General features: G+C 70.1%; 20 protein-coding genes and 1 riboswitch. Of the genes, 8 read left to right on the top strand and 12 right to left on the bottom strand.

Annotation, left to right across the window (positions count from 1 at the left end; genetic code table 11):
- Positions 1 to 15: 15 nt before the first annotated feature.
- Positions 16 to 1746 (top strand): serine protease, encoded by a 1731-nt coding sequence (locus tag NHN26_RS13460; RefSeq protein ID WP_253089923.1) that lies wholly within the window; start codon positions 16 to 18, stop codon positions 1744 to 1746.
- A gap of 6 nt (positions 1747 to 1752) precedes the next feature.
- Here NHN26_RS13460 and NHN26_RS13455 read toward each other — a convergent pair whose 3' ends face one another.
- From NHN26_RS13455 to ftsY, 6 genes are all read right to left on the bottom strand, one after another.
- Positions 1753 to 3201 (bottom strand): TrkH family potassium uptake protein, encoded by a 1449-nt coding sequence (locus tag NHN26_RS13455; RefSeq protein WP_253089922.1) that lies wholly within the window; start codon positions 3199 to 3201, stop codon positions 1753 to 1755.
- 45 nt (positions 3202 to 3246) lie between these two features.
- On the bottom strand, positions 3247 to 4350 hold the full coding sequence (gene folE2 / locus NHN26_RS13450) for a GTP cyclohydrolase FolE2 (protein WP_253089921.1): 1104 nt from the start codon (positions 4348 to 4350) through the stop codon (positions 3247 to 3249).
- Between the two features lie 105 nt (positions 4351 to 4455).
- The gene (metZ, locus tag NHN26_RS13445; protein WP_253089920.1) at positions 4456 to 5625 is read right to left on the bottom strand and encodes an O-succinylhomoserine sulfhydrylase; all 1170 of its coding nucleotides are present in this window, start codon (positions 5623 to 5625) and stop codon (positions 4456 to 4458) included.
- Between the two features lie 47 nt (positions 5626 to 5672).
- Positions 5673 to 5751, bottom strand: a riboswitch (SAM riboswitch).
- A gap of 45 nt (positions 5752 to 5796) precedes the next feature.
- Complete coding sequence (locus NHN26_RS13440) at positions 5797 to 6411, bottom strand: inner membrane-spanning protein YciB (protein WP_253089919.1); 615 nt, start codon at positions 6409 to 6411, stop codon at positions 5797 to 5799.
- A gap of 6 nt (positions 6412 to 6417) precedes the next feature.
- Positions 6418 to 7323: an EamA family transporter gene (locus NHN26_RS13435; RefSeq protein ID WP_253089918.1), complete on the bottom strand. Its 906-nt coding sequence runs from the start codon at positions 7321 to 7323 to the stop codon at positions 6418 to 6420.
- An 18-nt stretch (positions 7324 to 7341) separates the two neighbouring features.
- Positions 7342 to 8841, bottom strand: coding sequence for a signal recognition particle-docking protein FtsY (gene ftsY / locus NHN26_RS13430; RefSeq protein WP_435594210.1), 1500 nt, complete (start codon positions 8839 to 8841; stop codon positions 7342 to 7344).
- A gap of 1009 nt (positions 8842 to 9850) precedes the next feature.
- Here ftsY and NHN26_RS13425 point away from each other — a divergent pair.
- Positions 9851 to 10261, top strand: coding sequence for a hypothetical protein (locus NHN26_RS13425; RefSeq protein WP_253089917.1), 411 nt, complete (start codon positions 9851 to 9853; stop codon positions 10259 to 10261).
- A 10-nt stretch (positions 10262 to 10271) separates the two neighbouring features.
- On the opposite strand, the gene xseA is transcribed toward NHN26_RS13425, so the two are convergent.
- Complete coding sequence (gene xseA, locus NHN26_RS13420; protein ID WP_253089916.1) at positions 10272 to 11828, bottom strand: exodeoxyribonuclease VII large subunit; 1557 nt, start codon at positions 11826 to 11828, stop codon at positions 10272 to 10274.
- Positions 11828 to 12313, bottom strand: a complete 486-nt coding sequence (locus NHN26_RS13415; RefSeq protein WP_253089915.1) for a hypothetical protein — start codon at positions 12311 to 12313, stop codon at positions 11828 to 11830. Before NHN26_RS13415 ends, xseA begins: the two co-directional genes overlap by 1 nt.
- A 92-nt stretch (positions 12314 to 12405) precedes the next feature.
- Between NHN26_RS13415 and purD the strand changes: the two genes are divergently transcribed.
- Positions 12406 to 13668 carry a phosphoribosylamine--glycine ligase gene (gene purD, locus NHN26_RS13410; RefSeq protein WP_253089914.1) on the top strand — a complete coding sequence of 421 codons (1263 nt, stop codon included), beginning with the start codon at positions 12406 to 12408 and terminating at the stop codon, positions 13666 to 13668.
- A 111-nt stretch (positions 13669 to 13779) separates the two neighbouring features.
- On the opposite strand, the gene NHN26_RS13405 is transcribed toward purD, so the two are convergent.
- Both NHN26_RS13405 and NHN26_RS13400 read right to left on the bottom strand, forming a co-directional pair.
- The gene (locus NHN26_RS13405; protein ID WP_253089913.1) at positions 13780 to 14475 is read right to left on the bottom strand and encodes an FG-GAP repeat domain-containing protein; all 696 of its coding nucleotides are present in this window, start codon (positions 14473 to 14475) and stop codon (positions 13780 to 13782) included.
- A complete protein-coding gene (locus NHN26_RS13400; protein ID WP_253089912.1) occupies positions 14475 to 14798 on the bottom strand; it encodes a 2Fe-2S iron-sulfur cluster-binding protein in 324 nt (107 codons plus the stop codon). Before NHN26_RS13400 ends, NHN26_RS13405 begins: the two co-directional genes overlap by 1 nt.
- Positions 14799 to 15013: 215 nt before the next feature.
- On the opposite strand from NHN26_RS13400, the gene NHN26_RS13395 reads away from it, so the two are divergent.
- From NHN26_RS13395 to NHN26_RS13385, 3 genes are all read left to right on the top strand, one after another.
- Positions 15014 to 15388, top strand: coding sequence for an OB-fold nucleic acid binding domain-containing protein (locus NHN26_RS13395; RefSeq protein ID WP_253089911.1), 375 nt, complete (start codon positions 15014 to 15016; stop codon positions 15386 to 15388).
- Positions 15389 to 15485: 97 nt separating this feature from the next.
- Positions 15486 to 16739 (top strand): aminotransferase class V-fold PLP-dependent enzyme, encoded by a 1254-nt coding sequence (locus tag NHN26_RS13390; RefSeq protein WP_253089910.1) that lies wholly within the window; start codon positions 15486 to 15488, stop codon positions 16737 to 16739.
- Between the two features lie 80 nt (positions 16740 to 16819).
- Positions 16820 to 17728: an HAD-IIA family hydrolase gene (locus tag NHN26_RS13385; protein WP_253089909.1), complete on the top strand. Its 909-nt coding sequence runs from the start codon at positions 16820 to 16822 to the stop codon at positions 17726 to 17728.
- Between the two features lie 97 nt (positions 17729 to 17825).
- On the opposite strand, the gene NHN26_RS13380 is transcribed toward NHN26_RS13385, so the two are convergent.
- Both NHN26_RS13380 and NHN26_RS13375 read right to left on the bottom strand, forming a co-directional pair.
- Positions 17826 to 19262: a thioesterase family protein gene (locus tag NHN26_RS13380; protein WP_253089908.1), complete on the bottom strand. Its 1437-nt coding sequence runs from the start codon at positions 19260 to 19262 to the stop codon at positions 17826 to 17828.
- A gap of 202 nt (positions 19263 to 19464) precedes the next feature.
- Positions 19465 to 20508, bottom strand: coding sequence for an aldo/keto reductase (locus tag NHN26_RS13375; RefSeq protein WP_253089907.1), 1044 nt, complete (start codon positions 20506 to 20508; stop codon positions 19465 to 19467).
- Between the two features lie 155 nt (positions 20509 to 20663).
- On the opposite strand from NHN26_RS13375, the gene NHN26_RS13370 reads away from it, so the two are divergent.
- Together NHN26_RS13370 and metG are read left to right on the top strand one after the other, a co-directional pair.
- Entirely contained in the window at positions 20664 to 21272 is a 609-nt protein-coding gene (locus NHN26_RS13370; protein ID WP_253089906.1) for an ImuA family protein, read from the top strand.
- Positions 21273 to 21354: 82 nt separating this feature from the next.
- On the top strand, positions 21355 to 23070 hold the full coding sequence (gene metG / locus NHN26_RS13365; protein ID WP_253089905.1) for a methionine--tRNA ligase: 1716 nt from the start codon (positions 21355 to 21357) through the stop codon (positions 23068 to 23070).
- Positions 23071 to 23113 lie beyond the last annotated feature (43 nt).

The raw sequence follows: 23113 nt of genomic DNA, 5'->3' as shown, positions 1-23113 counted from the left end.
GAGTTTCCGGGACTTATGAAGAGATTTGTTGCCGTTCTGATGCTGATGATCGCCACCGCCCTGCCCGGCTGGGCGCAGGATCCTGTCTGGGTCCAGATCGAGGCCCACCCCACGCTGAACGAGGCCGAGGACCGCGCCCGGAGCTATGCCGGCAGTTTCGGAAATGTCGGCGCCTTCCGGCTGACATCGGGTTGGTACGGGATCGCGCTTGGCCCCTATGACCGGCCCGAGGCCGAGGCGGCGCTGCGCCAGTTGCGCGGCGGCGGGTCGATCCCGCGCGACAGTTTCGTGTCGGACGGGGGCGATTTCAGCCAGCAGGTCTGGCCCGTGGGTGCCGCCTTGCAAAGCCCGCAACCGCCCGCCGAACCCGCCGCCGCTCCCGAACCCGCCGCCCCCCCCGCACCGACGGACCTGCCCGACGAGACCCGGGCCGAGGCGCTGCAAGCCGAACGCGCGCTCGACCGCGACGGTCGCGCGCTGATCCAGACGGCGCTGCAATGGAAGGGGCACTACAATCAGGCGATCGACGCCTCCTTCGGGCCGGGCACGCGCAACGCCATGGCCGCCTGGCAGGCCGCGGAGGGGCATGACCCCACCGGCGTCCTGACCACCCGGCAGCGCGCCGCGCTGATCGCCGCCTATCAGGCCGAGATCGGCCGCCTGGGCATGGCCGCGCTCGATGAACGCGAGGCGGGCATCCGGATCGAGATGCCGCTGGGCCTGGTCGAGTTCGACCGCTACGAACCGCCCTTCGTCCATTTCCGGCCACGCGGCGACAGCGGGGTGCGGGTCCTGCTGATCAGCCAGCGCGGCGATCAGGCCACGCTGTACGGGCTCTACGACATCATGCAATCGCTGGAAATCGTGCCGCTTTCGGGCACGCGCGACCGCGATGCCACCTCCTTCACGCTGACCGGCAGGAACGAACGCCTGCAATCCTACACCTATGCCCGGCTGATCGGCGGGGCGGTCAAGGGCTTTGCCCTGGTCTGGCCCGCGGCCGAGGATGAACGGCTGATGATGCGTGCCGCGATGACCATGCGCGAGACGCTTGAATCCGTGCCCAATGCCGCGCTCGACCAGACCATGGGCGAGGCCAGCCCCGAACAGCGCGCCGACATGCTGGCCGGGCTGGAAATCCGCAAACCGGACGAGACCCATTCGGGCTTTTTCGTCGATGGCAAGGGCACGGTCCTGACCGCCGTCAAGGGGCTTGAGTCCTGCAACCGCATCACCATCGGCCATGATGTCGAGATGCGCCTGACGGCCAGCGAGTCCGCGCTGGGACTGGCCGTGCTGAAGCCCACCGTGGCGCTGGCCCCGATCGACTATGCCAGCTTCCAGGCACGGGTGCCGCGGCTGCGCTCGGACGTGGCGGTGGCGGGCTTTTCCTATGGCGAGGTGCTGGACCTGCCGGTGCTGACCCAGGGCATGCTGGCCGATCTGCGCGGGCTGAACGGCGAGGACGGCATCGCCCGGCTGGAGATCGAGGCGCTGCCCGGCGATACCGGCGGGCCGGTCTTCGATGCCGCGGGCGCGGTTCTCGGCGTGCTGCTGCCCCCCGCCGAGGGGGCGCGGCAATTGCCTGGAAATGTGCGCTACCTGGCCGATATCGCCTCGGTCGGCGCCTTCCTGTCCGAGAACGGCATCGAGATGCGCGCCTCCGAGGCCGAGGGCGCGCTGCCGCCCGCGCTGCTCTCCCGCCGCGCAGCCGACATGACGGTGCCCGTGTCCTGCTGGAACTAGGGGGTATCAGGCGCGCCAGAACTGCGTGGTCAGGATCGCGAAGACCACCAGCAGTTCCAGCCGCCCGATCAGCATCGCGACCGACAGGATCCATTTCGCCGGGTCGTTCAGCCCGGCGAAATTGCCTGACGGCCCGATATGCTCGCCCAGCCCCGGCCCGATATTGGCCAGCGCCGTCGCCGCCCCCGACAGCGACGTGGTGGCATCCAGCCCCGTCGCACTCAGCAGCACCGCGGTCAGCCCCAGCGTGACCACGAAGAACACGAAGAACGACATCACCGAGGACAGCACGTCGTCATCCACCGGCTGCCCCTCGAACCGCGGCTGGAACAGACCGTGCGGGGCGTGGATCGCCTTGATCCGCACCCGGATCGCCGAGAACAGGATCTGGTAGCGGAACACCTTGACCGAACAGGCGGTCGAGGCCGAGCAACCGCCGATCAGCCCGATGAAGAAGAACGCGATCATCGGGAACGAGCCCCAGAGCTGGTAATCGGTGCTGGCATAGCCCGTGCCCGAGATGATCGAGACGACATTGAAGACGCCCTCGCGGAAGGCATGCTCGGCATGGTCCTCGTTGATCAGGACGCGATAGGCCGCCATCAGCAGCACGAACCCGAAGATCAGGGTCAGATAGGTCCGAATCTGGCTGTCGCGCAACAGCGGCCGCGGCTCGCCCGCCATGAACTGCACATAGCGCACGAAGGGCAGGCTGGCGAGGATCATGAACACCGCCGCGACATATTCCGCCGCTCCCTGGAACGCCCCGAACGAGGCATCGCGGGTGGAGAATCCGCCCGTCGACATCGTGGTGAGCGCATGGTTCAGCGCATCGAACGAATCCATCCCCGCCGCGCCATAGGCAAAGCCGCAGGCAATGGTCAGCGCGACATAGATCCACCAGATCTGCGAGGCGATCTGCGCCGCGCGCGGCAGCACCTTGCCCGAGGTCTCGAACGCCTCCGAGCGGAAGATCTGCATCCCCCCCACCCGGAGTTCCGGCAGGAAGGCCATCGCCACGACGATGATCCCGATGCCGCCGAACCATTGCAGCATCGAACGCCATAACAGCGTGCCGCGCGGCAACTCGTCGAGTCCGGAAAACACCGTGGACCCGGTGGTGGTCAGCCCCGACATCGCCTCGAAAAAGGCATCCACCGGCCGGGCATCCGGCGCACCCAGCACGAAGGGCAGCGCGCCGAAGACCGGCAGCACCAGCCACACCCCCGAGGTCAGCAGAAAGGTCTGTTGCAGCGTCAGCCGGTCCCCGACCCCGTTGGCGCAGGCCAGCGCGACCAGACCGCCGGTCAGCCCGGTGATGATCGCAGCTTCCAGGAAGGCCCGCCAGTTCGGGTTCCCCGCCGCCATGTCCACAACCATCGGCAGCAGCATGGTCGCGCCCAGAACGGCGACCAGCAGGCCGATCACATATCCGACGGGACGCAGGTCAAACATGACGCGCAGGCTTGGCCGGGCGCGTCATAGCTGTCAAGCGGCGCCTCAGCCGTTATGGATCAGGGTTGCGAACAGCTTGGGGTCCAGGCTCTCGGCGGCAAAGGTCGGCCCCTCGGTCAGGACGCTGACCGCGTCATGGCTGTGCAGGCTTTCCTGATGGCTGGCCACCACGCGGAAATCGCCGATCCGCGGATCGCGCTCCAGCGCCTCGCAGAACAGCCGCGCGGCATCCTCGACAAAGATCGGATGGGCCGCGTTCAGTTCCGCGAATGCCTGTTCGTCCTCGCGCTTGACCATGACCTGCGTCTCGGTCGGCACCGCCGAGCGGCACAGTTCGATCAGATCCTCGAACCACAGGCAGGGCGCCGCCGCATCCAGCACCACCGAGATCCGCGCCACCGAGCGTTGCGAATGCGGCGTCGCCAGTTGGCCCCGCTCGCGGCGCGCATGTTCGGAAAGTTCAAGCGAGCAGGGGCAGGTCGAGGAATACACATAGTCCATGTGCATGATCTTCTTGACCACACCGGCCTGTTCCACCAGTTCCAGCGCAAAGTCGTAATACTGGAATCCTTCAAGCCCCGAGCGCAGCGAGCGGACCTTCATCGGAAAGGAAAACCGCATCATGATCCGCGCGTCAAAGCTTTCCAGATCGCTCTTGTAGCTGTCCAGCGCCGCCTCGATCACCTCGAAGCTGAAGGTCCGTTCGGCATGCGCATAAAAGCTGCGCATGATGCGGGACATGTTGATGCCCTTCTTCTCGGCCTCCAGGCTGACCGTGCCCGTGACCGAGGTTTCCAGCGTCAGATCGCCATTGTCGCGGGTATGGAACCGGATCGGCAGGCGGAAATTCGAGATGCCGACATGCTGGATCGGCCGCTTCGCGCCGCGGATCAGGCTGGCGGGGCCGTTCTGCAAATCGGGCATGGTCGCCTTGTAGGCATCGTCGGCCTGAAAGCCATGGGGATAGGCGCGGCTGAAGGCCGGATAGCCCCCCGCCGGACGGCCCGCGACCAGCGCGGCCAGCGCGGGATCGGCCGTGGCCAGGTCCGACTCGGATGCCGCATCCGCCCAGCGGCGCAGGATCTCCAGCGCGCGCTCGGCCTCCTCGCGCCCGGGCCTTGCGTCGATCTCGCGGTTATGGACATTCATCTTCGGCCCCTCCCTTTCGCATCCATCGTATCCGACGGAGGCTAAAGATGGGCGCCCGCGGCCAAATGTCCACGGCAAATGGCGGTTTTTTGCCGCGCGCCCCGATCAGACCGCATCCAGCGCGGATTTCAGGTCGGTAATCAGGTCGTCCGGGTCTTCCAGCCCGACACTCAGCCGCAGCAGACCCGGCGAGATGCCCAGCGCGGCCTTGCGATCCTCGGGCAGGCGCTGATGCGTCGTGGTGGCGGGATGGGTCGCGATGCTCTTCGCGTCGCCCAGATTGTTCGAGATTCGCCAGATCTCCAGCCGGTCGAGCAGCGCGAATGCCGCCTCCTTGTCGCCCGCAAGCTCGATCGCCAGCACCGTGCCGCCCTCGGGGAACAAGGCGTGCTGCGGATGGCTTTGCAGCCCGGGATAGATCACCCGCGACAGCCGCGCATCGCCTTCCAGCGCCTCGGCAATCGCCAGCGCGCCCGCCGCCTGCGCCCGCACCCGCAGGTCCAGCGTCTCCAGCCCCTTGAGCATCACCCAGGCGTTGAACGGGCTGATCGCGCCGCCGGTATGCTTCATGTAGGTCTCGACCGGCCCGCGCACGATGTCGCGCGGGCCGAGGATCATGCCGCCCAGGCAGCGCCCCTGCCCGTCCACATGCTTGGTGGTGGAATAGACCACCAGATCGGCGCCCTGCTCGATGGCGCGCGAAAAGACCGGCGTGGCAAAGACATTGTCCACGATCACCCGGGCCCCCGCCGCATGGGCCAGCGCCGCCACCGCCGCCGTGTCGATCACCTCCAGCGTGGGGTTCGAGACCGCCTCGAAGAACACCACGCGGGTGCCCGGCGTGATCGCGTCGCGCCACTGGTCCAGGTCGGTGCCGTCGACAAGGGCCACCTCGACCCCGAACCGCGGCAGGATGTCTTCAAGGATATGCAGACAGGATCCGAACAGCGCGCGCGCCGCCACCACCCGGTCGCCCGCCCGCACGCTCGCCATCAGCGCGCCATTGACCGCCGCCATGCCGGACGCGGTGGCAAAGCCCGCCTCGGCCCCCTCGATCCCGGCCAGCCGGTCCTCGAACATCGCCACGGTGGGATTGCCGTAGCGGGCATAGATGAACTCGTCCGGGCCCGCCTCGATGAACCGCGCCTCGGCCGCGCCCGCGCTGGGATAGTCGAAGCCCTGGGTCAGGAACAGCGCCTCGGACAACTCGCCATACTGGCTGCGCCGCGCCCCGCCATGGACTGCCTGCGTCCGCTTCGACCACTTGCCCGTCATCGCCCGCGCCCTCCGCGCAAAGAAAAACCCCCACCGTCCAAGACGTCGGGGGCTGGGCCCTGACCTCTTTAGCGGCATGTTTAACGTGGCCCGCAATCCGGTGAACAAATCGCCACGATGGCGCATCTGATAGGCCGTCGCGCAGCATGCGTCAAGCCGGGCGGCACCCGCTCAGGCGCCGTCCTTCTTCTTGCCCTCGGTCCCGTATCTCTCGAACAGCTTGCCCTGCGCCATGAAGAAGGCGAAGATCGCGATGGTCAGGCCGAAGGTCTTGAAATTGACCCACATATCGGTCGACATCGTGCGCCAGATCACCTCGTTCAGCACCGCAAGCCCGGCGAAGAACGCGGTCAGCCGCCGGGTCAGGATCATCCAGCCCGCCCGCTGCATCGGCATCACCTCCTCCATCACGAATTGCAGGTAGGACTGCCCGCGCAACAGCCCCACGCCCAGCACCCCCGCGAACAGCGCATAGATGATCGTCGGCTTCATCTTGAAGAAGCGTTCGTCGTTCAGCCAGACCGTCAGCCCGCCGAACACCACGACCAGCACCGCCGTCGCGACCTGCATCTTCGAGATATGGCCCGTCAGCCGCCACAACAGAGCCGTGGTCAAGAGGATCAGCGGGATGAAACCCGCGGTCGCCAGCACGAAGCCGTCATAGTCCGTGCCCGCGATGGTAAAGACCTTCTCGCGCAGCATCAGATAGCCGACGAAGAAGGCCGCGATCGGGCCAAGCTCCAGCGCCAGTTTCAGGCCGGGATTGATCGGTTTCCTGTCATCCATCGGGCGTCAGCCTCCCATCTCGACGATCACGGCACCTGCCGCGATCAATGCCATCAGCGCCAGCCGCCGCGGCCCGACCGTCTCGCGCAGCACCAGCCAGCCGATCAGCGCCGCAAACACGGTCGAGGTCTCGCGCAGTACCGCCGCCTGCCCCACCTTGTCCAGCCGCGTCGCCAGCATGACCGCGCCAAAGCTGAAGAACGCCACCACGCCCCCCGCCAGCCCGCGCAGCATCAAGGGCCCCAATGCAGGCCGATGCGCCATCCTTGCCCAGCGCATCGCGGCCAGCCAGGGCATCACCGTCAACCCGTCGATGAAGAAGAACCACGCCAGAAAGGTGAACGGATCCGCCGTGGCCCTTATGCCATAGGCGTCATAGGTGGTGTAAAGCGCCACGAACCCGCCGGTCAGCAGCGCCAGCATCAGCGCCGGTTTCAGCGTCTCGCGGTCCAGCTGCCAGTGGATCAGGTTATAGGCCGCCAGCCCGAAGATCCCCGCCAGCAGCACCGCCACCCCCAGCCACTGGACCGGCGTGAACACCTCGCCGAACAGCAGATAGGCCCCGATCACCGTGAACAGCGGCCCGGTCCCGCGCACCACCGGATAGACCACCGTATAGGCGCCGCGCGAATAGGCATGGCCCTGCGCGATCTTGTAGCCCAGATGGATCACGAAGACCCAGGCAAAGATCGGCCACATATGCGGCTCGGGCCAGGGCACCACGAACAGCGCCAGCGGCGCCGCAATCGCGCCATAGCAGAAATCGATCGCCCCGCGCGACAGCCAGGGATCGTGCCGCCCCTTCTGCAACGCACCAAAGACCGCATGCAGCACCGCCGCCATCAGCGCCAGCATCACCGCGACCCGATGCCCGGTCGCGGTCCCCTCGATCGAGATCAGCCAGTCGGTCATCGCCGGCCCTGACGACCCCTAGGCATCCAGCCCCGCCAGCGCGCGCGCGAAATCCTCGGGCTCGAAGGGGGCCAGGTCGTCGATCTGCTCGCCCACCCCGATGGCATGGATCGGCAGGCCGAACTTGTCGGCCAGCGCCACCAGCACGCCGCCCTTGGCCGTGCCGTCCAGCTTGGTCATCACCAAGCCCGAGACATCCGCCAGCTTGCGGAAGATCTCGACCTGGGTGACCGCGTTCTGCCCGGTGGTCGCATCCAGCACCAGCAGCGTGTTATGCGGCGCGGTCTCGTCGCGCTTGCGGATCACGCGGACGATCTTTTCCAGTTCCGCCATCAGGTCCTGCCGATTCTGCAACCGCCCCGCCGTGTCGATCAGCAGCAGATCCGCGCCCTCCGCCTCGGCCCGCGCCATCGCGTCAAAGGCCAGCGAGGCCGGGTCCGTCCCCTGCGCCGCCGTCATCACCGGCACGCCCGCGCGCTTGCCCCAGACCTGCAACTGCTCGACCGCGGCCGCGCGGAACGTGTCGCCCGCGGCGATGATCACCGACTTTCCCGCTGCGCGGAACTGGCTGGCCAGCTTGCCGATCGTCGTGGTCTTGCCCGATCCGTTGACGCCGACGACCAGCACCACCTGCGGTTTCTTGGGATATAGCGGCATCGGCCTTGCCACGGGTTCCATGATCCGGGTGATCTCGTGTGCCAGAAGCTCCTTGATCTCCTCGACCGACAGCCGCTTGCCGAACCGGCCCTCGGCCATGTTCGCCGTCACCCGCATCGCGGTGTCCACCCCCAGATCCGAGGTGATCAGCAGCTCTTCCAGGCTTTCCAGCATGTCGTCGTCCAGCTCGCGCCGGATCACCGTCTTCTTGCGGATCGTGCGGCCCAGGACGCGGCCAAGGAACCCGCGGCGCGGCGCCTCCTCCTCTTCCTCGACCTCCTCGACGACCCCGCCCCGCTCCAGCGCCTCCAGCGCCGAGACCCCGCGCTCATAGGGCATCTCGACAGGCCCCTCGGGCGGCGGCACCTCCTGCGGCGTCCAGTCGGGCAGTTCGACAGGCGGCGCGGGCAGTTCGACGGGCGGCGGCGGCGGGATCTCGGGCGGCGCGGACGGCAATTCCACCGGCGCCGGTTCCGGCTCGGGCTCCGGTTCGGGCGCGGGTTCCGGCTCCGGCTCGGGCAGCGGTTCCGGCTCGACCGGCGGAACCGGCAGAGGTTCGGATTCCGGCTCCGGCTCAGGCTCGACCGGCAACTCCGGCTCCGGCAGCGGTTCCGGCTCCGGTTCTTCCGCAACTTCGGGCAGCGGCTCCGGCTCCGGCTCCGGCTCGACCCGTTGCGCCCGTTCCGGTTCGGGCAACGGTTCCGGTTCTTCTGCAACTGCGGTCGGCAGCACAGGTTCCGGCTCGACCAGCGACTCCCGTTCCGGCAGCGGCTCGGGTTCTTCCCCGGATTCGGCCTCCGCCTCGACCGTCAGGACGGGATCCGGCTCCGGAGTCGGGGGAATGGCTTCGGCCTCGCGCATGGGCGCGGCTGGCTCGGCCTCGATTTCGGGGGCGGCGGCGGTGTCGGCGGCGGCCTCGTCCGGTTCCTCGGCCAGCGCCGCGCCCGCCGGTTCGGCCTCTGCCGATTCGGTCGGCGCCTGTTCCGCGACCGCGTCCGGCGCGGGCATCTCGACCGCCTGCCCGGCTTCGGGTTCGGGCGCGGCGGGCCAGGCGGGCGCAGGCGCCCATCCCGTCACGGGCTCGGGCGCAGGCGGCCAGGCAGGCGCGGGCGCCCAGCCGGTCGCCGCTGCGGGCTGCGGTTCAGGCTCGGGCTCGCGTTCCGGTTCGACCGGAGGCTCGGGCAGAGGTTCCGGTTCCGGCTCGGGCACCGGTTCAGGCTCGGGTTCAGGCTCCGGCTCGAGTTCCGGTTCGACCGGCGGTGTGGGCAGCGGTTCCGGCTCGGGTTCGGGCGCAGCTTCAGGTTCCGGCTCGGGTTCGACCATAGACACGGGCGGATGTTCCGGCTCCGGTTCGGGCGCGGCTTCGGCCTCGGCCCGGGGCGGGTCGGCGGGCAGGTCCGCGCGCTGTACCGGCTCGGGCGGAACCGCGAGCGCGGCTCCCAGCACCAGGGGCGCGGGCCGCGCCTCGGGCGCATCCGCCGCATCGGATCCGGGCGCCTCGGCCTCGCGGGCAGCTTCGGGGCCGGATTGCTCGGGACCGGGCTCCTCGACCTCGATCTCCTCTTCCCGGCCGCCCTCGCGCACGATGGCCTCAAGCCCCTCCTCGATCTTCGAGGACGAGCCCCGCAGCCTGTCCCTGAGCTTCTTGAAGAACGCCATCTCGCCTCCTGCGCCCCCGCGTCCGCGCCTGCCCTGACCTATGCGCAAACGCGCCCCATTGGAAGAGGGCCACCCCGCCCCCAGGGTCACGGCCGCCCCATCCTGCCCGCTGACCGGCACGCGGACGATGCCGCCTGCCGCCGCACCCCGGCCACTGGCCATTCGCGCGCCGCTCTGGCAGACTTCGACCATGACAAGAGAAGGAAACGGAATGCGCGCCCTCCTGACCGCCCTGCCCCTGGTCGCCGCCCTCGCCACGCCTGCCCTTGCAGCCGAACCCCAGGCGATGAGCGGCGAGGAGTTCGAGCGCTACGCCACCGGCAAGACCCTGTTCTACGCCTCCCGCGGCCTTGCCTACGGGGCCGAGCAATATCTCGGCGGGCGGCGGGTGATCTGGACCTTTCTCGACGGCGAATGCACCGAAGGCAGCTGGTACGAGCAGCAGGGCCAGATCTGCTTTGTCTATGACCACAGGCCCGACGATCCGCAATGCTGGAGCTTCTACCGCTCGCCCACGGGTCTGATGGCGCGGTTCGAGAACGACCCGATGCAGACCGAACTGATCGAGGTCGAACAAAGCCGCGAGCCGCTGATCTGCACCGGCCCCGAGGTCGGGGTCTGAACCGACCGGATCAGAACAGGCTGCCCTGATCCGGCGGATCGCCCGCCTTGCGCGGCCGCTTCGGCGCCTTGTCGGCCGGGCCGCCGATGGCAAGCCTGCCATCCCGGAACTCGATCTCCAGCGCCCCGGCGGTTTCGGCGGCGGTTTTCGTGGTCACGACGCGGCCATCGCCCCGCACCACCGCGAATCCGCGCTTCAGCGTTTCCTCATAGCCAAGCCCCTGACGCACCCGGTCAAGCGCATCCAGCCTGGTGCGGCGCCGCTCGATCCCCGCCTCCATTGCCGCGGCCAGCCGCCGGTCCAGCGCGGCCAGCGCCTGCCCGCGCGCCGCGATCTGGCGCCCCACCGCCTCGGGGCGCAGCCGCGCGGCGCGGGCGTCAAGCTGCTGTCGGCGCAGGCCGATCAGCCGCTCCAGCGCGGGCGCCACCCGCCCCGCGCGATCCTCAAGCCGCCAGGCCTCCTGCGCGATCCGCCGCCTCAGCGTCGCGGGGCGCAAGGCCGCGGCAGCCTCGGACAGGCGCAGACGCTCGCGGCTGACGCGGGCGCGGATCGCCATGGGCAGCCGCTCCGACGCGCGGTCCAGCCGCTGCGCCGCCGCCTGAACCAATGTCTCGGGCCGGGGCAACGCGCGCGACAGATCGGCCAGCCGCTGACGCCGCTGGCCCAGCGCCCGGGCAATCGCCTGCGAGCGCCGCGCCTCGAACCCGTCGATCGCGGCCAGCAGGTCAAGCCGCACCGGCACCGCCATCTCGGCGGCGGCCGTGGGCGTGGGCGCGCGGCGGTCGGCGGCAAGGTCGATCAGCGTCGTGTCGGTCTCGTGCCCCACGGCCGAGATCAGCGGGATCTCGGACGCGGCCGCGGCGCGCACCACGATTTCCTCGTTGAAGCCCCACAGATCCTCCAGGCTGCCGCCACCGCGGGCCACGATCAGCAGATCGGGCCGCGGGATCGGTCCGCCCGGCGCGAGCGCGTTGAAGCCGCGGATCGCGCGCGCCACTTCCGGCGCGCAGGACGCCCCCTGCACCGCCACCGGCCAGATCAGCACCCGGCGCGGAAAGCGGTCGCGCAGCCGGTGCAGGATGTCGCGGATCACCGCCCCCGAGGGCGAGGTCACCACCCCGATCACCTGCGGAAGATAGGGCAGCGCCCGCTTGCGCTCGGCGGCGAACAGCCCCTCGGCCGCCAGCGCCGCCTTGCGCTTTTCCAGCATCGCCATCAGCGCGCCCATCCCGGCGGGCTGGATGTCCTCGATCACCATCTGATAGCGCGACTGCCCGCCGAAGGTGGTCAGCCGCCCCGTGGCGATCACCTCCATCCCCTCCTCGGGCTGGGTCGCCAGACGGGCGGCGGCGCCCTTCCAGATCACGCTTGCCAGCACGTTCCGGTCGTCCTTGAGGTCCAGATAGACATGGCCCGAACGCGGGCGACTGACGCGGCCCACCTCGCCGCGCACGCGGATATGGGTGAACGCGCCCTCGATCGTGCGCTTCACCGCGCCCGAGATTTCCGAAACGGTGAATTCCGGCGCATTGCCGCCCGGCCCCTCGTCCTCGATCAGGTCGGACATCATCCGCGCACCCCCAGATCCTTCCGCGCCGCCGCGATCACCTCGACCAGCGCATCATTGGTGACGGTCGCGCGCTCGATCTGCCGTTCCATGGCGCTGTCCTTGCCGCGGGCCAGATCCATGCCGCGGAAATAGCGCCGGATCGCCTCCTGGCTGTCGGGCGACATCAGCACCAGCCCCTCATTGGCGAGGCCGCGCAACCGCTGGCGCGCTTCCTCGTGGTCCCAGGCGGTGCGCATGGCCGCCTCCGCATCCTGCGCCCCACCCTCGCTCTCGTGTTGCAAGGCGGCATCCTCGATCTGCTTCAACCGGCCCAGCGTGGCGACAAGGTCCTGGTAGAAGCCCGCCTTCTTCTCCCACCAGTGCCGGCTGCGCAAGCGGCGCAGCGCAACAAGCCCGGGCAGCCAGATGCCCAGCCCGATCACCGCCAGCGCGACGACCAGATCGCCCAGCATCGCCGGTCCGAAAAGCTCTGCCCATGCCATCCTTCGCCGCGCCTCCGCCCGGGGAATCCGAGTTGCCTCTGCCGCGCGGCGAGCCTAGAACGCCCCGGGTCGAAGGCCAAGCGGAGAGCCCCATGAATATCCTGATCCTCGGCGGCGGCGGGCGCGAACATGCGCTGGCCTGGGCGATCCAGCAGAACCCCAAATGCGACCGGCTGATCGTGGCGCCGGGCAATGCCGGGATCGCCCGGATCGCGGAATGTGCCGCGCTGGACATCGAGGATAGCGGCGCGGTCGCGGTCTTCGCCGAGGAAAACGCCGTCGATTTCGTCGTGATCGGCCCCGAGGCGCCGCTGGCCGCGGGCGTGGCCGACCGGCTGGCGGCGGCGGGCATCCTGTGCTTCGGCCCCTCGCAGGCCGCCGCGGCGCTGGAAAGCTCGAAGGCGTTCACCAAGGCCATCTGCGACGCCAGCGGCGCACCCACCGCCGCCTATGGTCATTTCACCGATGCCGAGGCGGCCAGGGCCTATGTCCGCGCGCAGGGCGCCCCCATCGTGGTCAAGGCCGACGGGCTGGCCGCGGGCAAGGGCGTGATCGTGGCCGAAACCCTGGCCGAGGCCGAGGCCGCCATCGACGAGATGTTCGGCGGCAGTTTCGGCGGCGCGGGCGCCGAGGTGGTGATCGAGGAATTCATGGAGGGCGAGGAGGCCTCGTTCTTCGTGCTCTGCGACGGCGAGACGGTGCTGCCGATCGGCACCGCGCAGGACCACAAGCGCGTGGGCGAGGGCGATACCGGCCCCAACACGGGCGGCATGGGCGCCTATTCCCCCGCCCCGGTGATGACAGATGCCGTCTGCGCCCGCGCGCTGGACGAGATCGTGCGCCCCACCATGGCCGAGATGGCGCGGCGCGGCACGCCCTACCGGGGCGTGCTCTATGCCGGGCTGATGATCAGGGACGGCGCGCCGCGGCTGGTGGAATACAATGTCCGCTTCGGCGATCCGGAATGCCAGGTGCTGATGATGCGGCTGGGGGGCCAGGTGCTGGACCTGCTGCTGGCCTGCGCCGAGGGGCGGCTGGCCGAGGCGCGGGTGAACTGGGCGGACGATCACGCGATGACGGTGGTGATGGCGGCCCGGGGCTATCCGGGGGCCTACGAGAAGGGCTCGGTCATCGGCGGGCTGGACGGGCTGCCCGAGGACAGTGCGCATATGGTGTTCCATGCCGGGACCGCCGAGGCCGGGGGGCAGGTGGTGGCCGCGGGCGGGCGGGTGCTGAACGTCACCGCGCGCGGGGCGAGCCTGGAACAGGCGCGCGACCGGGCCTATGGCATGGTCGACCGGATCGACTGGCCCGGCGGGTTTTTCCGCCGCGATATCGGCTGGCGGGCGCTTTGAGGTCAGCGGGGTCAGGGGGGCCGTCTGCCCCCCTCTTGGCCTGACGGCCAATTCACCCCCCGAGGATATTTCCGGCCAGAAGAAGCACGGGCCCGGGTCCTTGGCCCCCTGTCAGTCCCGGCAGCCCAGCGCCCTGCGAAAGCCCGTCGGCGTGGCGGGCAGGCCCGTGGGCCGGGTCTCGATCCGGTCGGCCGTGAGGCGGGCGAGGACGATCCGCGACCAGTCGGGGGCGGAGAGCGCCAGTTCGGGGCCCGTGCCGCAGTCGCGGATGCCGCCCGAGATGGTGCGCGCGCCGATGCGGTGATTGGTCAGGCCCGGGATCGAGGCGATTTCGGTCAGGCGGCCCGCCTCGAAGCGCCAGATGCGCAGGATGCGGGCAAGGTGGGGGCGGTCGATCAGGGCGATCTCGATCCGCCCGTCGCCGTCCAGATCGGCCGCGCCGACGGGGGCGAGCCAGCGGTGGCGCGTGCCGATGAAGGGGGTGGCGGCGATCAGCCCGTTTTCGCCGTAGATCGACAGCCTTGCGCCGAGGGCGAGGTCGCTTTCCACGACGATCACCTCGGGGGCGCCGTCGCCGTCGAGGTCGGCCAGGCGCGGGGCGGTATCCTCGAAGACGCGGGTCCCGGGCAGGACCAGGCGGCGGATCGTGCCGTCGGCCAGGCGCAGTTCCAGCGCGCCCCATTCCACCGCATCGCCCAGGACGCCGTGATCGTAGCGCGTCGTGGGCTGGTCATAGCGGGCCGAAACGACCTGGGCCGCGGCGGGCGCGGCGAGAAGGGCGGCCGCAAGAAGGGCCGCCCAGCCCATCAGATCTGCTTTTCGGGCATCTGCACGATCAGCCCGTCAAGCGCGTCGGTGACCTTGATCTGGCAGGTCAGGCGCGAGCGTTTCGGGTCGGTTTCATACGCGAAATCAAGCATGTCGGCCTCCATCTCCTCGATCGGGGGCAGCCGGGCGACCCAGTCGGGATGGATATAGGCATGGCAGGTCGAGCAGGCGCAGGCGCCGCCGCAATCGGCGTCGATGCCGGGGATGGCGTTGTCGCGCGCGCCTTCCATCACGGTCAGGCCATTGGCGACCTCGACCACATGTTGGGTGCCGTTGAACTCGATATAGGTGATCTTCGCCATGCCGGGCGTGCCTCCTGTTGTCCGGATCGAGGCCCAGATACGCGAGGCGGGAGGGATTTTCCAGCGAAAGACGAAACCGCCCCGCGGGGCGGTGTCCGACTGTCGGATTTCCATCGGACTTCCATCGGACTTTCATCGGACTTCCGGCGGGTTTCGGCGGGGCCGGGCGCGGCGCGGCGGTTGCGTGACGCGAAATTTGTTCTACACTTGTTCTCATGCCCGATCCGCGCCCCCCCGACTGGCCGAAACCGCCCGCCTGCCTGCCGCATGCGATGCTGGACCTGCCGCCCGCGGGCGCGCGGGTCTGCGTGGCGGGGCTGGTGCTGGTGCGCCAGCGGCCGGGCACCGCCAGGGGGGTGATCTTCGTCACGCTGGAGGACGAGACCGGCGTGGCCAACGTGGTCGTGTGGGCCAGGGTGTTCGAACGCTTCCGCCGCGCGGTGATCGCGGGGCGGCTGTTGCGGGTCGCCGGGCGGGTGCAGCGAGAGGCGGGCGTGACCCATGTGATCGCCGAAGAGATCGAGGACATCTCGCACATGCTGGACGAGTTGCTGCGCCACGAGATCTGCCGGGCGGCCGACCAGCCCTGAGCCGCGCGCCGCATCGGGGCTGGGCAAACCGCGCGCGCTGGCATATCCGGGCGCGGGCGAGGGGCGCCCCGCCCCCGTCACCGAACCGGAGTCCGAGATGATCGCCGACACCCCCGGCCTGATGGACGAGATCCGCAGCCGCTTCGCCCATGTCGAGACCTGCCCCTTCGAGGGCAGGCGCATCTTCTTCGAGAATGCGGGCGGCGCGCTGCATCTGAAATCGGTGGTCGAGACAAGCGCGTTCCACGCCGCGATCCCCGACAATCCCGGGCGGGCGAACGCGGCCGGCACGCGGCTGCAGCAGATCGTCGAGACCGGCAAGGCCGATATGCGGCTGTTCTTCAACGCGCGCAGCGGCCGGGTCTTCGTCGGGGAAAGCGGGACGGAACTGCTGTTCCGGCTGGTGCGCGCCGCCGCGCTGGGCACCGAGGCGGGCGGCGCGATGATCGGCTCGACGCTGGAACATCCCGCAACCGCCAGTGCGCGGGCGCGCTGGGCCGGGATCACCGGGCGCGCGGTGATCAAGGTGCCGCATGACGATGCGACGGGGACGGTCGGGGTCGAGGCCTATCGCGCGCATCTGACGCCCGATATCCGGGTCGCGACGATCCTGCACACCTCGCCCGTCACCGGCATGGCCGCCGATGTGGCCGCCATCGCCGCCGCGATCCGCGAGGTCGCGCCCGCGGCGCTGATCGTGGTGGACGGCATCCAGCATGCCAGCCATGGCGCGGTGGACGTGGCCGGGCTGGGCGTCGATGGCTATGCGATCTCGCCCTACAAGATGTTCGCCCGCCATGGCTATGGTGTGGCCTGGGCCTCGGACCGGCTGGGCGCCTGCGGCAAGGACAACCTGGCGGGCGGGCCTGCGGACAACTGGGAACTGGGCACGCGGGATGCGGGCGCCTATGCGACCTTTTCCGACGTGGTTTCCTATCTGGACTGGCTGGGCGGGCAGGTCTGCGACAGCCCGGACCGCCGCGCCCGGCTGGAGGCGGCAGGCCGCGCCATCGCGGCGCAGGACGCGCGGCTGGCCCGGGCGGTGATCGGCGGCACCGGCACCCTGCCCGGCCTGGGCGCGATGGCGGGGATCACGCTGATCGGCGGCGACCGGATCGACGGGCGCGAGGGGGTGGTGTCCTTCCGGGCGGTGGGCCGGGACTCGCCCGCGCTGGTGGAGCATCTGCGGAAGAACGGCATCCGGGTGCATACGCGCAAGGCGGATCACTATTCGGGCAATGTGCTGGTCCCGCTGGGCATGGCCGATTGCGTGCGGCTCTCCTTCAGCCATTACAATACCGAAGCCGAGGTCGCGCGGTTCCTCTCGGTGATGCAGGGGCTGACGAGCTGACCCGGGCGGGCAGATCGCGCTCGACCTTGGCGGGGCGAAGGGGCTAGTCTGCCCGCGCCCCTGCCCCGAAAAGCCCCCCGATGCGCGCCCGCCCTGCCCCCGGCCCCGACCTGGAGACGGTCTTCGCCCGCTACGAGACCCTGCGCAAGCGGCTGCCCCCGGCCATGTTCGGCGCGGCGCCGGTGGTTGCGGACACGCTGGAGGATGTGGCCGGGGAATATGACGGCTTCGTGCTGGATGCGTTCGGGGTGCTGAATGTGGGCGAGACCCCGATCCCGGGCGCGGTCGCGCGCATGGCGCGGCTGCGCGCGATGGGCAAGCGGCTCTGCGTGCTGACCAATGCCGCCAGCTATCCGCGCGCCGCGGCCGTGGCCCGGCTTCGCCGCCTCGGCTTCGACTTCACGCAAGACGAGGTGATCTCGAGCCGCGACATCGCCGCCGCGCATCTGCACGCGATCGCGCCGGGCGCGCTCTGGGCCGCGATCGCGGCCGAGGGCGACGATTTCGCGGACATCCCGGCCCAGGTCGCCGACGCGATGGCCGATCCGGGGCTGTTCCACCGGGCCGGGGCGATCCTGTTCCTGTCCTCCGCGCGCTGGACCGAGGCCTGGCAGGACCGGCTGGCCGCGGCCCTCGACGCCCATCCCCGCCCGGTGGTGGTCGCCAATCCCGACCTCGTCGCCCCGCGCGAGGGGCGGCTCACGATCGAACCGGGCTGGTGGGGGCATGACCTGACCGACCGCACCGGGCTCGGGCCGCATTTCTTCGGCAAGCCCCATGCCGAGGCCTTCGCCGCCGCGCGGGAACGGCTGGGGCCGGGGCGGCATGCGATGGTGGGCGACACGCTGCATACCGACATCCTGGGCGGGCGCGCGGCGGGGCTCGGCACGGTGCTGGTGGCCGATCACGGGCTTTTCGCGGGCCATGACGTCGCCCCCTATATCGCCCGGTCCGGGATCCGGCCCGACGCCATCGTGGCCACGACCTGAGGCCCCGGCCCGCCCCCCTCCTTCTTCTTCTGGCCGGAAATATCCCGGGGGGAGTCCGCAAGGACGGGGGGCAGCGCCCCCCTGCCCCGCCAGCCGCCTAGCCCGGCTTCTGGCCCACGGCGCGGCCCGCGCCATCGGGACGCGGCAGCGCGGCATGGGCCTCGGCGATCCCGGCCAGGCGGCGGGCGATCCCGGGGCCGGGGGGCGTGCTGCGGCGGGTGGCCAGGCTGACATGCAGCAGCAGATGCTCGCCGGTCGCAGCCAGGGTCTCGCCCGCCAGCATCCGGTGAAACAGGTGGATCTTCGCCCCCCCGGCCTCCAGCAGCGTCGTCTCGACCCGGAACCGCGCGCCCGCGTGCAATTCGGCGAGGTGGCGGATATGCGTCTCGGCGGTGAAGAAGCTGGCCCCCGCGGCGATGTAATCGGCATCGCAGCCGATGACCTCCATGAACCGGTCGGTGGCATCGCCGAAGGCATGCAGATAGCGCGCCTCGTTCATGTGGCCGTTGTAATCGGTCCAGTCCAGCGGCACCGCGCGGTCCTGGGTCAGCAGCGGGCCGTCGATCGCGCCGGGCGGCGGCTGGCGGGCCGCGTCGAACGCGGCCAGATGCGCCCCCGCGCCTGCGCCGGTGCCGCGCAGCGCGCGCAGCAGCGCCACCAGATCGGTATCGCGCGCGCGCAGCAGCTCGGCCACAGGCACCCCGCCCGTGGCCGCATCGGATTGCTCGGCCAGGGTCCGGGCCAGCGTCTCGCTCGCCTCGGGCAGGTCGGCCAGCCGCGTCTCGGCCCCCAGCCGGGCCAGCGCGGGGGCCAGCCCCTCTTCGCCGCCCGCCAGAAGCCGCGCCCCGAACGGCCCGGCCTGCGCCCAGGACAGGCCCGGGCCAAGGCGGATCGCGCGGTCGATCTCGGCGGTGGTGGCGATGCCGTCCTGCACCAGCCACAGCGCCTCGCGCCACAGCGCCCCGGTCAGCCGGTCCGCGATCTGGCCCTCGGTCCCGGCCCGCAGCAGCAGCGGCGCCATGCCGATCCCGGCCAGCAGATCGCGGGCGCGGTCCAGCGTTCCGGGCGGCGCGTCGGGGGCGGCGGCCAGTTCGACCAGCGGCAGCAGATAGACCGGATCGGCGGGCCGGGCGACCAGCACCGGGCAGCGCCGCGCCCCCGGCCCCTGCAGGGCGGACGGCGTGAACCCGGCCGAGGACGAGGCGAGGATCACGTCACAGGCGCAATTCTCCTGCACCTTCTGATAGAGCGTGCGCTTGAGTTCCAGCCGCTCGGGCACGCTTTCCTGGATCCAGTCCGCGCCCTGCACCGCCCGCGAGATCCGGTCGGCCAGGATCACCGCGCCCTCGGGCGGCAGCGGGCTGTCATGCAGCCCGGGCAAGGCGCGGCGGGCATTGTCCAGCGCGGACCTGACCCGGTCGGCGGCGGCCGGATCGGGGTCGAAGACCCGCACCTGCCAGCCCATCAGCGCAAAGCGCGCCGCCCAGCCCGCGCCGATCACGCCCGCACCGAGAATGGCCGCGACATGGCTCATGCGCGGCGGTCCGGGCATCGGGGTCCGGTGGCGGCGGCGCCCCCCATGCGGTTCGTCTGACGCGGCATGATCTTCCCCCCTGTCCGCAAGCCTGATGATGGCGCCGTCGCAGGGCGTGGCAAGCCCCGGACGCGGGAGGCGGACGCGCAAGGGGCCAAGCGTGCCGGAGATGCAACGCTTGGCCGCCCGCTGCGGCGCGGGATCAGAACGGCATCGGGTGGACCTTGTGGGCCGCGGCGATATCGGCCAGCACCGCGTCCGACAGGGTCAGATCGGCCGCGCCCAGCGCGGTGTCCAGCTGCGCGGTCGAGGTCGCGCCCAGGATCGGGATCACCGGAAAGGGCCGCTGGGCGACGAAGGCGATGGCCATCTGGACCGGGTCCAGCCCATGCGCCTTGGCGATGCCCAGATAGGCCGAGACCGCCTCCCAGACCCGGGGGGTGATGCGGCCGTTCAGGTCGGACTGGCGCGCGCGGCGCGTGCCCTCGGGGGTGACATCGCCCGCGTATTTCCCGGTCAGAAGCCCCGCGGCCAGCGGCGTATAGGCCAGCAGCGTCAGCTCCTCGTTCACGCCCAGTTCGGCGAGATCGGTGTCGTAAAGGCGGCAGAGCAGCGAATATTCGTTCTGGATCGTCTGCGCCCTCGGCAGGCCGTGGCGGTCGGCCAGCCCCAGCCACTGGCAGATGCCCCAGGCGGTTTCGTTCGACAGGCCGAAATGGCGGATCTTGCCCTCCTGCACCAGGTCGGCCAGCGTTTCCAGGCAGTTCTGCATGTCGGCCAGCGTCGCGTCGCGGTCCTGCCCCGAGGGGTCATAGGTCCAGGACTTGCGGAAATGATAGGAGCCGCGATTGGGCCAGTGGAACTGGTAGAGGTCGATATGGTCGGTGCGCAGCCGCCGGAGCGAGCCTTCGACCGCCTCGCGGATGGTTGCGGGCGAGATCGGCGCGCCCTCGCGCACCGCGCGCTGGCCCTCGCCGGTGATCTTGGTGGCCAGGATCACGTCATGGCGGCGGCCGGAGGTCTGCAGCCAGTTGCCGATGATCCGCTCGGTCCGGCCGACGGTTTCCTCGCGCACCGGGGCCACGGGATACATTTCCGCGGTGTCGATGAAGTTCACGCCCCGGTCGAGCGCCAGGTCGATCTGGGCATGGCCCTCTTCCTGGGTGTTCTGGCTGCCCCAGGTCATGCTGCCCAGGCACAGGCAGGACACCCGCAGACCGGTCCGGCCCAGTGCGACTTTCCTCATGGCGCTCCCCTGTCCTTTGGTTCGGGCGCAGAGTGATCGGCGCGCGCCCCCGGTGCAACCCCTCTCGCACGCAAGGGTTGACAAAATCCTTGCGTGATGGGGTGTTGATGGCGCGAAAGCTTGAGAACATAAAGCGAACGCGCTATCTTCCGCGCATGAGTCTGCACCCGCCCCTGACCCGCACGCCCCATCGCGCGCCCCCGGCGCTGACCGCGCTGGGCGAGATCGCGCTGCCGCTGGCGCGGGCGCATGAGCTGTGCGGCCCGGCGCGGCACATGCTGGCGCTGGTGCTGGCGGGCGCGGCCAGCGGGCCGGTGATCTGGATCCAGCCCGCCTGGGCGCCGGGGCGGCTGTATCCCGACACGCTGGCCGAACGGATCGCGCCGGGACGGCTGATCCTGGTGACGCCGAAACGGGCCGAGGATCTGCTGTGGTCGATGGAAGAGGCGCTGCGCGCGGGCGTGGTGCCGCTGGTGGTGGCCGAGCTGCCCGAACCGCCGCCGCTGACCCCGGTGCGCCGGCTGCACCTGGCGGCCGAGGCGGGGGCGGCGACCGGGCATGGCCTGCCGCTGGGGCTGATCCTGACGCCGGGGCCGGGCGGGGCGGCGGGCGTCGAGACGCGCTGGCACATGGCGCCGCGCCATGCCCCCGGCCGCAGCGAATGGCGCCTGGAACGCCGCCGCGCCCGCAACGCGCCCCCCGCCGCCTGGCAATTGCGCGAGACGGGCGGGCAACTGGCGCTGTCGCGCGCCGCGATGGGCTAGGGGCGGACCCCACGGGCGCTGGCCAAGGCGCGGGGCTTGGGCTAAACGGGGCGCCGACGCTCGGCAAGAAGGCAGCCCCCGAATGGCACGCATCCTGATCACCTCGGCGATCCCCTATATCAACGGGATCAAGCATCTGGGCAATCTCGTCGGCAGCCAGTTGCCCGCCGACCTTTACGCCCGCTACATGCGCGCCCGCGGACATGAGGTGATGTTCCTCTGCGCCACCGACGAGCATGGCACGCCCGCCGAACTGGCCGCCGCCAAAACCGGCGAGCCGGTGGCCGAGTATTGCGCGCGGATGCACGGGGTCCAGGCGGAACTGGCGCGCGGCTTCCGGTTGTCCTTCGACCATTTCGGGCGGTCCTCCTCGCCCCAGAACCACCGGCTGACGCAGTATTTCGCGGGCCGCCTGGCCGAGAACGGCTATATCGAGGAAGTCGCCGAGAAACAGGTCTATTCCAACGCCGACAAGCGGTTCCTGCCCGACCGCTATATCGAGGGCACCTGCCCGAATTGCGGCTATGACAAGGCCCGCGGCGACCAGTGCGAGAACTGCACCAAGCAACTGGATCCGACCGACCTGATCGAGCCGCGCAGCGCGATTTCCGGCTCGACCGACCTGGAGGTGCGCGAGACCAAGCACCTGTATCTGCGCCAGTCGCTGATGAAGGACGACCTGGCGGCCTGGATCGACTCGAAAACCGACTGGCCGATCCTGACCACATCCATCGCCCGGAAATGGCTGAACGATGGCGACGGGTTGCAGGACCGGGGCATCACCCGCGATCTGGACTGGGGCATCCCGGTCAAGCGCGGCGAAGAGGACTGGCCGGGGATGGAGGGCAAGGTCTTCTATGTCTGGTTCGACGCGCCCATCGAATATATCGCCGCCGCCGCGGAATGGGCCGAGGCGCAGGGGCGGCCGGAGGCCGACTGGCGGCGCTGGTGGCGGACCGACGAGGGTGCGGCGGATGTTCGATATGTGCAATTCATGGGCAAGGACAACGTGCCCTTCCACACCCTGTCCTTCCCGGCCACGATCATGGGCTCGCGCGATCCGTGGAAGCTGGTGGATTACATCAAGTCGTTCAACTACCTGAACTACGATGGCGGGCAGTTCTCGACCAGCCAGGGCCGCGGCGTGTTCATGGACCAGGCGCTGGCGATCCTGCCCTCGGATTACTGGCGCTGGTGGCTTTTGTCCCATGCCCCCGAAAGTTCGGATAGTGAATTCACCTGGGAGAATTTCCAGGCCAGCGTGAACAAGGATCTGGCCGATGTGCTGGGCAATTTCGTCAGCCGCGTGACCAAGTTCTGCCGTGCGAAATTCGGCGAGGTGGTGCCCGAGGGCGGCAGCCCCGGCGACCGCGAGACCGAACTGACCGATGAGCTCTATATCCGCCTGCGCGCCTATCAGGCGCATATGGAGGCGATCGAGATCCGCAAGGCCGCGGGCGAGCTGCGCGCGATCTGGGTGGCGGGCAACGAATATCTGCAAGCCGCCGCGCCCTGGACCGCGATCAAGACCGAGCCCGAGACGGCCGCCATGCAGATCCGCTTTTCGCTGAACCTGATCCGGCTTTACGCGGTGCTGTCCGCGCCCTTCATCCCCGATGCCAGCGCGGCCCTGCTGAAGGCGCTGGACAGCGGGGACGACTGGCCCGACGACCTGCCCGCCGCGCTGAACCGGCTGGCGCCGGGCCATGCCTTCGCCACGCCCGACATCCTGTTCCGCAAGATCGCCGACGAGGAGCGCGAGGGCTGGCAGGCGCAGTTCGCGGGCGCGCGGCGCTGAGGGTTGCGGCGGCCGCGCGCTTGCGCAACCCTGAACCCTCCCG

Origin of the sequence: Rhodovulum tesquicola (assembly GCF_024128855.1) — a bacterium.
Lineage (GTDB): Bacteria > Pseudomonadota > Alphaproteobacteria > Rhodobacterales > Rhodobacteraceae > Rhodovulum > Rhodovulum tesquicola.
Note: the sequence above shows the minus strand (reverse complement) of the source record. Positions and strands in the feature narration are given on the sequence as shown.

What these genes read in the sequence shown, in the direction of transcription:
- NHN26_RS13435 (WP_253089918.1), bottom strand. Translation starts at nt 7,323, where the DNA reads ATGACCGACTGGCTGATCTCGATCGAGGGGACCGCGACCGGGCATCGG.
- NHN26_RS13370 (WP_253089906.1), top strand. Translation starts at nt 20,664, where the DNA reads ATGAGTCTGCACCCGCCCCTGACCCGCACGCCCCATCGCGCGCCCCCG.
- purD (WP_253089914.1), top strand. Translation starts at nt 12,406, where the DNA reads ATGAATATCCTGATCCTCGGCGGCGGCGGGCGCGAACATGCGCTGGCC.
- NHN26_RS13400 (WP_253089912.1), bottom strand. Translation starts at nt 14,798, where the DNA reads ATGGCGAAGATCACCTATATCGAGTTCAACGGCACCCAACATGTGGTC.
- NHN26_RS13395 (WP_253089911.1), top strand. Translation starts at nt 15,014, where the DNA reads ATGCCCGATCCGCGCCCCCCCGACTGGCCGAAACCGCCCGCCTGCCTG.
- ftsY (WP_435594210.1), bottom strand. Translation starts at nt 8,841, where the DNA reads ATGCGCGAGGCCGAAGCCATTCCCCCGACTCCGGAGCCGGATCCCGTC.
- NHN26_RS13440 (WP_253089919.1), bottom strand. Translation starts at nt 6,411, where the DNA reads ATGGATGACAGGAAACCGATCAATCCCGGCCTGAAACTGGCGCTGGAG.
- NHN26_RS13455 (WP_253089922.1), bottom strand. Translation starts at nt 3,201, where the DNA reads ATGTTTGACCTGCGTCCCGTCGGATATGTGATCGGCCTGCTGGTCGCC.
- NHN26_RS13380 (WP_253089908.1), bottom strand. Translation starts at nt 19,262, where the DNA reads ATGAGCCATGTCGCGGCCATTCTCGGTGCGGGCGTGATCGGCGCGGGC.
- NHN26_RS13405 (WP_253089913.1), bottom strand. Translation starts at nt 14,475, where the DNA reads ATGGGCTGGGCGGCCCTTCTTGCGGCCGCCCTTCTCGCCGCGCCCGCC.
- folE2 (WP_253089921.1), bottom strand. Translation starts at nt 4,350, where the DNA reads ATGAATGTCCATAACCGCGAGATCGACGCAAGGCCCGGGCGCGAGGAG.
- NHN26_RS13415 (WP_253089915.1), bottom strand. Translation starts at nt 12,313, where the DNA reads ATGGCATGGGCAGAGCTTTTCGGACCGGCGATGCTGGGCGATCTGGTC.
- NHN26_RS13385 (WP_253089909.1), top strand. Translation starts at nt 16,820, where the DNA reads ATGCGCGCCCGCCCTGCCCCCGGCCCCGACCTGGAGACGGTCTTCGCC.
- metZ (WP_253089920.1), bottom strand. Translation starts at nt 5,625, where the DNA reads ATGACGGGCAAGTGGTCGAAGCGGACGCAGGCAGTCCATGGCGGGGCG.
- NHN26_RS13460 (WP_253089923.1), top strand. Translation starts at nt 16, where the DNA reads ATGAAGAGATTTGTTGCCGTTCTGATGCTGATGATCGCCACCGCCCTG.
- NHN26_RS13375 (WP_253089907.1), bottom strand. Translation starts at nt 20,508, where the DNA reads ATGAGGAAAGTCGCACTGGGCCGGACCGGTCTGCGGGTGTCCTGCCTG.
- NHN26_RS13425 (WP_253089917.1), top strand. Translation starts at nt 9,851, where the DNA reads ATGCGCGCCCTCCTGACCGCCCTGCCCCTGGTCGCCGCCCTCGCCACG.
- NHN26_RS13390 (WP_253089910.1), top strand. Translation starts at nt 15,486, where the DNA reads ATGATCGCCGACACCCCCGGCCTGATGGACGAGATCCGCAGCCGCTTC.
- xseA (WP_253089916.1), bottom strand. Translation starts at nt 11,828, where the DNA reads ATGTCCGACCTGATCGAGGACGAGGGGCCGGGCGGCAATGCGCCGGAA.
- metG (WP_253089905.1), top strand. Translation starts at nt 21,355, where the DNA reads ATGGCACGCATCCTGATCACCTCGGCGATCCCCTATATCAACGGGATC.